Origin of the sequence: Methylocystis sp. (assembly GCF_021731785.1) — a bacterium.
In the GTDB taxonomy this organism is placed as follows: domain Bacteria; phylum Pseudomonadota; class Alphaproteobacteria; order Rhizobiales; family Beijerinckiaceae; genus Methylocystis.
In genome coordinates, this window is sequence record NZ_JAKFWS010000063.1 from 26,026 (window position 1) to 32,065 (window position 6,040).

A 6,040-nucleotide genomic window follows, 5' to 3' on the forward strand; every position below is an offset into this window, starting at 1 on the left:
CAAAAACCCTCACCGTCCCCGAAGCGGGGCGGCTCTACTTCTCCCTTGGACGCAATGCCTCTTATGACGCAGCGCGCCGTGGGGACATTCCCACAATTCGAATTGGCCGGCTTTTGCGCGTGCCAATCGCAGCGATGGAAGCGCGGCTGGCGTTAGCTGATCAAAAGACGGAGGCGCGTCGATGACCCTTCGCGAACCGCAAACCCCCGACGTTACCGAATACGTCGAAAACATCCGGCAAGAGGAAATGTTGCCGGTCGGATCGACTGCGCTTGTGCCGGTGCGAACGCTTGCGAACATAACCGGCGATATCCGACGCTCGCATAGCGAAGCCATGGCGGGGCTCAGCGCATCCGCCGCAAAAGCGATTGAGGCTGGCGAGTTTTTATTAGAGCTAAAAAAGGCTGTGCGGCACGGCCAATTTCAGGATGTTGTAACGCTTGATTGCGGGCTCAAATTGAGCACCGCGCAAGTGTATATGAAACTGGCGGATCACAAAGACGAACTAAGTCAGTTGGTTGCAGCAAATCCCCAGACCTCTAGGGCTTTGTCGCAAGCCGCCGCGCTCAAATTTCTGTCCTCGGCGCAGCAAAAGAAACGAGGATCCGCAAAGAAATAAAATCTAGTTGAAAGGGGGGAGCTTCGGCTCCCCTTTCTTTTTTATCGGCGATCGCCGATTAGTTGCATAACACATTGAATTCAAACGAAAAACATCTTGATTTCCTACCCGATCGGTGTAGGATGTAAGAATAATGGGAAAGGATGCTTTCATGCCAGAAGTAAAATGCGATTTTTGCGGTAAGCTATACTTGCCGGACCGCGCGACGCAGCGGTTTTGTTCCAAGGTTTGCAGCGACCGTTGGTGGGCGGCGGAACGTCGTCGCGGGATAGAGGCGCTTCGCGCTCAGACTTATTTCGGTCGCGAGTATGTGGCGGCGGCGGAAGCCGGAGGCCGATACGCACAAGTCGGCGCAGAGAACTTTGGCGAGCCTTTGCCCGCCGCGAACTGGTCACATGATCCGACCGGAACCGAACCGCCGCTGGGCGTCGATATCGAAACCGTTCCAGAGGAGGCGCGGCAATGAACGAACAAAACGAAAGCAAAAGGCTATTGGCGTTGTTTGTGGAGCTAGGGAAAAAATCAGGATTGGAGATGCAACAGTTAAGCGAATTTGCCCACACGATAGTCCAAAGCGAATACGACCCGCTGCCCGCGATGGAGTGGAGCATCGTGCATGACGACTGGTCACGAGAGCAAATTTTTAAGGACGATGATTTCAGCCCCAGCATTCTTGTGAACGTGCCAAAGCCCGACGCTCAAGTGATCCTCGTCAAGGCTCTGCGAGAATACGAACAAGACGGTCGAGACATGAATGCGGCGTTGGACCGGGGTGTATCCGCCGATTGGGCTTGGCGGATTTTGAACCAAGCCGCCAAGTGGCATCGCCTGTGGGCCGCCCGACATCCTAACCCAGAAGTCCGCGCCAAACATGCGCAGTCCCTTGCGGATTTTGAAGCGGACCTTGCGAGGGTGCAGGCAAAACTCTTGGCGAGCGGAAGGAGTTTGCATTGATGGCACGATACATTCTGATTTCGGCCGTCGTCGGTCAGCCGGCCAACGGCACTTACACGAAGTGGCCGCGCGGCAGCACAATCGCAGACACTGCTGGGAATGCATTGCCGGGGGATTTGATTTGGCCGGCGCTCTGCAACGCGCCATCGCCCGTCAATATGCGTCCTTTGGACAGTGCCGGGGCCGCGCAGATGGGAATGCCGATCATGACGAAGGCGGAGCTTGCCGTTTCATCGATTGGCGGAGCATGCGGCGAGAACGCGGGGATTTAGCCCGCAGGGCAGAAAGGAAATCGACATGGGTAAACAAACCAAAGTTGGAAACGGCGGAAACGGTAAGGCGGTCGCGGTTGGCGTCATCGCGGGTTCGCGAAAGGTATCGGCAATTTCGCCAGGAGCGCCGATGGCGAAGCCGGGCGCTGTGCCGTTGGGGAACGAGGTTGCGAAGAACGTCGGGGCTGGCGGTCCGGGCAAAGGGCGCACGGTCGCGCCGTGCGGATCGCAGGGCCGGCACTAAGGAGGCAGAGATGAGTTTACGCAGAGAAGCACATAAAGCCCGGCTGATGGCGCAGGGCGTGCCGGAATGGCAGGCGGATATGGTCGCGAATGAAGCTGAACTCGGGGGGATGGGAGGTGTCATCGCGGATGCTCGCATCTTCGCGAATGTGCATGGCTCGCGGAGCGTTATTCCCGAACGCGAACCTAATGCCCGCGAGCGCGCCGAAGCGGATGCGCGAGTTAGGGCGCAGGCCGCACAGGAAGCCAAGTGGGAAGCGGCGCGGGAAGCCTCGTGCGCACGCGCGGCAGAGTGGAACCAGAGACGTTAATCGGCGGCTGAGACAGGGCCTAAGCGCGCCCTGTCTTACAACCCTGGATTGAAGGAACGAGCTATGGCACCAGAGCGCAAAGAACTAACAGATGAAGAAATTGAACGGCTGCTGGACGAGGCGGCTGGGCCGATACCGAAGCCGAGGCCCAAGCTTGTTGCCGAGGAAGGCCGAGTGGTTGCGCCGGCGGAGGTGCGGGTATCACCGGCCGATCCGAACTTTCGGTTTGCCGGGGCCGGCGGTTTCGTTCGAATCAACATGGCTGAGGCTGAGCGGCAGCGGGCTTGGGCGGAGGCTGATGCGGCCCGCGAACGGGTGCGGCGGAAGGAGATTGATCCGTTCGGCTATGGCCACTGGGGCGCGTGGGAGGATTAAGGCGTGGAACAGATTGCGGAACGAAATGAGAGACTAGAAGGCATTATTGAGCAGGGGTTATCGGCCCCGGCGGTCCAAGCGCGTCTTGTCGCGGGACTGAGGGAACGCGGAGACTGGGCGGGGGCGCTACAGGTCCAAACAGCGTGGGCGAAAGCGGCGAAGGGCGTTGGAGAACAAACAGGCAACGAAGGGCTTGCAGGCGGAAGTAGTTCCGCGCCGCCTGTGGAGAAGGGCGCGGTTGCGTCCGGTGAGGTGGGGGTTTCGGCTCCCACCTCAGACCTAGGGGCGCAGGGCCGGGCCTTGGCGCAGCGGATGGCTGCGGAAGCCGCGACCGTGGCAAAGCCCAAGCCCGAGCCCGAGGCAGTTCCGGCGGTGGCCACGGCAGTTCCCGCCATTGCGCCAGAGTCGAAGGTGGTAGAGGTGGCGAAAGTGGCGCGAACGCTCGACGTTGCAGCGCCCTTTGAGGTTGCGCGCTGTTTTGTGGTGGATCGTTACAGCGTGGGAGGCGTTCCAACACTGAGGCGCTGGCGCGGCGATTGGCTTCGCTGGACCGGCACGTATTACGCGGTGGTCGGAAGGGAGACGTTGGAAGCGGAGGTTTACAGCTATCTCAATGATGTGAACGGCGGGAAATTCGATCCTTCGGAAAGAGACGTTAACCAGGTAATCCACGCCCTCAAGTCGCGCGTGTTGTTAGCGGACGAAGTCGAAGGCGGCACTTGGCTTGACGGCGATGCGCCTTGGGGCGACGGGCCGATTATCTGTTGCAAGAATGGCGTGTTGGCGCTGAGGGGGCGGCGGCTCTGGCCGCATGATCCAAGGCTATTCAATTTGAATGCGATTGAGACCGAGTATCGGGACGACGCGCAAGCGCTGAGATGGATGCAGTTCCTCGAAGAGGTTTGGGCCGAGGACTATGTGTCGTGCGACGCGCTGCAGGAGTTCTTCGGGTTGGTGCTGACGGATGAAACCAAGTTTCAAAAGGGCTTCATCATCGTCGGCCCGGCGCGAAGCGGGAAGGGCACCATCGCGCGAGTGTTGTCCGCGTTGCTCGGCCCAAAGAACTTTTGCGGGCCGAGTCTAAATCAGCTTTCGCAACAGTTTGGCATGCAGAGCTTGATCGGGAAAAAGCTAGCGGTGGTGCCGGATGCGCGGCTTGATAATCGGGCCAATCGCAGCGTGATCACCGAGAAGCTATTGAGTATCATCGGCGAGGATGTGCAGGAGATAAATCGAAAGAACCGGGAATATTGGAGCGGCATTCTGCGGTTGCGGGTGATGATCCTCTCGAATGAGCTTCCTGATTTCAAGGACGACACGGGAGTCATTGCGACGCGGTTTGTGATCCTGCAAACGATGAATAGCTTTCTTGGACGCGAGGACCCTGAGCTTTCAGAGAAGCTGAGAGCTGAGCTTAGTGGGATACTCAACTGGGCGTTGGAAGGCTGGGCGCGACTCGCGAAGCAAGGAAAATTCATCGCGCCCGGCAATGGTGAGCTTAACGAAGAGCTTTCGAGCAATGCTAGCGCGGTGAAGGCGTTCGCGCTGGAGTGTTGCGAGTTCGGCGACGGATTCACGGTTGCGATCGATACTGCATACAACGCCTATCGCAATTGGTGCGAAGGAAACGGCGCGCAGAGTTGGGCCGACCGACTGCCAGTCAATCAGTTCAGCGGCAAGTTGCGGTCTGCATTTCCGGGGCGGATCACGGTGGTTCGGCCGCGCGACGGCGGAACACGGAAGCGCGTGTTCGCTGGTCTGCGGTTGCGGAGGCATTCATGAGAAGCCGGACCGCATTGGGGTTCGCGGTGGTCCGCATGGTGACCGCATGGTCCGCATGCAATTCTAGTGCACTCTCTACCCTATACTTAATTAAAGATGGATTTTCATGAGGACCATGCGGACCATAGGGACCAAGGCTATCAAATCGGGGGGAAAAGCCCGCTGGAGGCGGCTTAGAGCAAAGATGATGCGGACCAGTTATGCGGACCACATACGGACCAGAGAAAATGCGATTGTTGCCTGATCTAAACGAGCCGGAAGCGCCGTTGCCAATCGACGCCGAGTCTTCGCTTGAATTCCTTCAGGCGGTCTATTCCGACCCCGGCCAACCCATGCAACGGCGAATGCGAGCGGCAATCGCGGCGCTTCCGTTCGAACATCCGAAGCTAGCCGTGACCGCGAACATCGATGGCGGACCGGGCTTTGCGGCGCGGCTGGAAGCGGCGATATCGAAGACAGCGGAAATGCGTGGCGCGCGGGTGATTGAGGTGTCGGAGCAACGAAGATAGACTGGAATGGTCATAGGCTCGCGCGGATGCAATTCCGTTCAGTCTGCGAGCCCACGATCGTCATCTAAATATCCGAACAATGAGAAAGTGCGCGAGGAAAAGTGCAGCCGCACCAATGTCTAGCCAAAACCAAATCGCCCGACCGAGATGGATTGGAATTATGGGGTTGAACAGAATGCCGATCAGAACAAAGACAGCCGGCCAAGTTTGGTTTCTGCGCTCTGAAATGCAGCGATACGCAATCCATGCCGCAGCTATACAGACCACAATGCGAAGGAACTCGTAATACGCATAGGGGAGATGGAATAGCGAAACGAAGAGCATTCCCGTCGGGATGATCCAAAGTAGGGGCGAAGATGATTTTACGATCTTATAGCCTTCGCTTGGCGGTAAAAAATTTCGATAGGACCATAACCATTTGGAACAGAAAGGCTGCACAGAGCGGGATACCCAGAGCTAGGGCCCGGGCCGCAAACGATGGATTCGAGCTAAAAAGCAACACAGCCATCATACCCATCACACCGAGTGTCAACGCATATACTGCAATCGGCAGATAGGTCTTTCCGCCGCTACGCGCCTCACGCAGGACCATATAGCTCCATGGCCCGGTCGCTATCGCGTACGCCCAAAGCAAATATGGGAGAAGCGGCCCGCTGTCTCTATGCCCAAGTACTATTTGGAAGCTGAACCAGCTCCACGCAATCATGGCCGCATAAAGCCATGCTTCGCTCAGAAACAACGACAGAGCTCCGATGAGCTGCGCGAATGCGCCTCTTTCCATGAGCGTTATGGCCGCAGCGCCAATCAGCGTACTGGGAAGCAGGACAACACTCAGCGCCGATGGGCTTATCAGGGTTGACAGAAAGCCGAGCAGAACCAAACGCCAATCGCCGCGAAAAAGCAGCCATATGGCAGCAACTACTCCCCCGAACGAATTGAGGAGCATGATAGGCAACGACAAGAAATCAAGAATCA

At 57.8% G+C, this 6,040-nt stretch carries 8 protein-coding genes; 6 read left to right on the forward strand and 2 right to left on the reverse strand.

Translation table 11 applies throughout. The annotated features are described in order from the left end of the window. The first annotated feature begins 181 nt into the window (after positions 1-181). The 6 genes from QZ964_RS11960 (at position 182) to QZ964_RS11985 (ending at position 5,065) form a co-directional block, all read left to right on the forward strand. Positions 182-619: a hypothetical protein gene (locus tag QZ964_RS11960; protein ID WP_292531886.1), complete on the forward strand. Its 438-nt coding sequence runs from the start codon at positions 182-184 to the stop codon at positions 617-619. A gap of 462 nt (positions 620-1,081) precedes the next feature. Continuing rightward, the gene (locus QZ964_RS11965) at positions 1,082-1,573 is read left to right on the forward strand and encodes a hypothetical protein (protein ID WP_292531887.1); all 492 of its coding nucleotides are present in this window, start codon (positions 1,082-1,084) and stop codon (positions 1,571-1,573) included. A gap of 526 nt (positions 1,574-2,099) precedes the next feature. Then, entirely contained in the window at positions 2,100-2,399 is a 300-nt protein-coding gene (locus tag QZ964_RS11970) for a hypothetical protein (RefSeq protein WP_292531888.1), read from the forward strand. A 63-nt stretch (positions 2,400-2,462) separates the two neighbouring features. Continuing rightward, a complete protein-coding gene (locus QZ964_RS11975) occupies positions 2,463-2,774 on the forward strand; it encodes a hypothetical protein (RefSeq protein WP_292531889.1) in 312 nt (103 codons plus the stop codon). Between the two features lie 222 nt (positions 2,775-2,996). After that, a complete protein-coding gene (locus QZ964_RS11980; RefSeq protein WP_292531890.1) occupies positions 2,997-4,556 on the forward strand; it encodes a phage/plasmid primase, P4 family in 1,560 nt (519 codons plus the stop codon). A gap of 227 nt (positions 4,557-4,783) precedes the next feature. Next, positions 4,784-5,065, forward strand: coding sequence for a hypothetical protein (locus tag QZ964_RS11985; protein ID WP_292531891.1), 282 nt, complete (start codon positions 4,784-4,786; stop codon positions 5,063-5,065). A gap of 60 nt (positions 5,066-5,125) precedes the next feature. On the opposite strand, the gene QZ964_RS21535 is transcribed toward QZ964_RS11985, so the two are convergent. Both QZ964_RS21535 and QZ964_RS11990 read right to left on the reverse strand, forming a co-directional pair. Next, entirely contained in the window at positions 5,126-5,503 is a 378-nt protein-coding gene (locus QZ964_RS21535) for a DUF6804 family protein (protein WP_367119270.1), read from the reverse strand. Next, a partial coding sequence (locus tag QZ964_RS11990; RefSeq protein WP_292531892.1) for a hypothetical protein occupies positions 5,436-6,040 on the reverse strand: 605 nt, incomplete at its 5' end. The genes QZ964_RS21535 and QZ964_RS11990, both read right to left, overlap by 68 nt.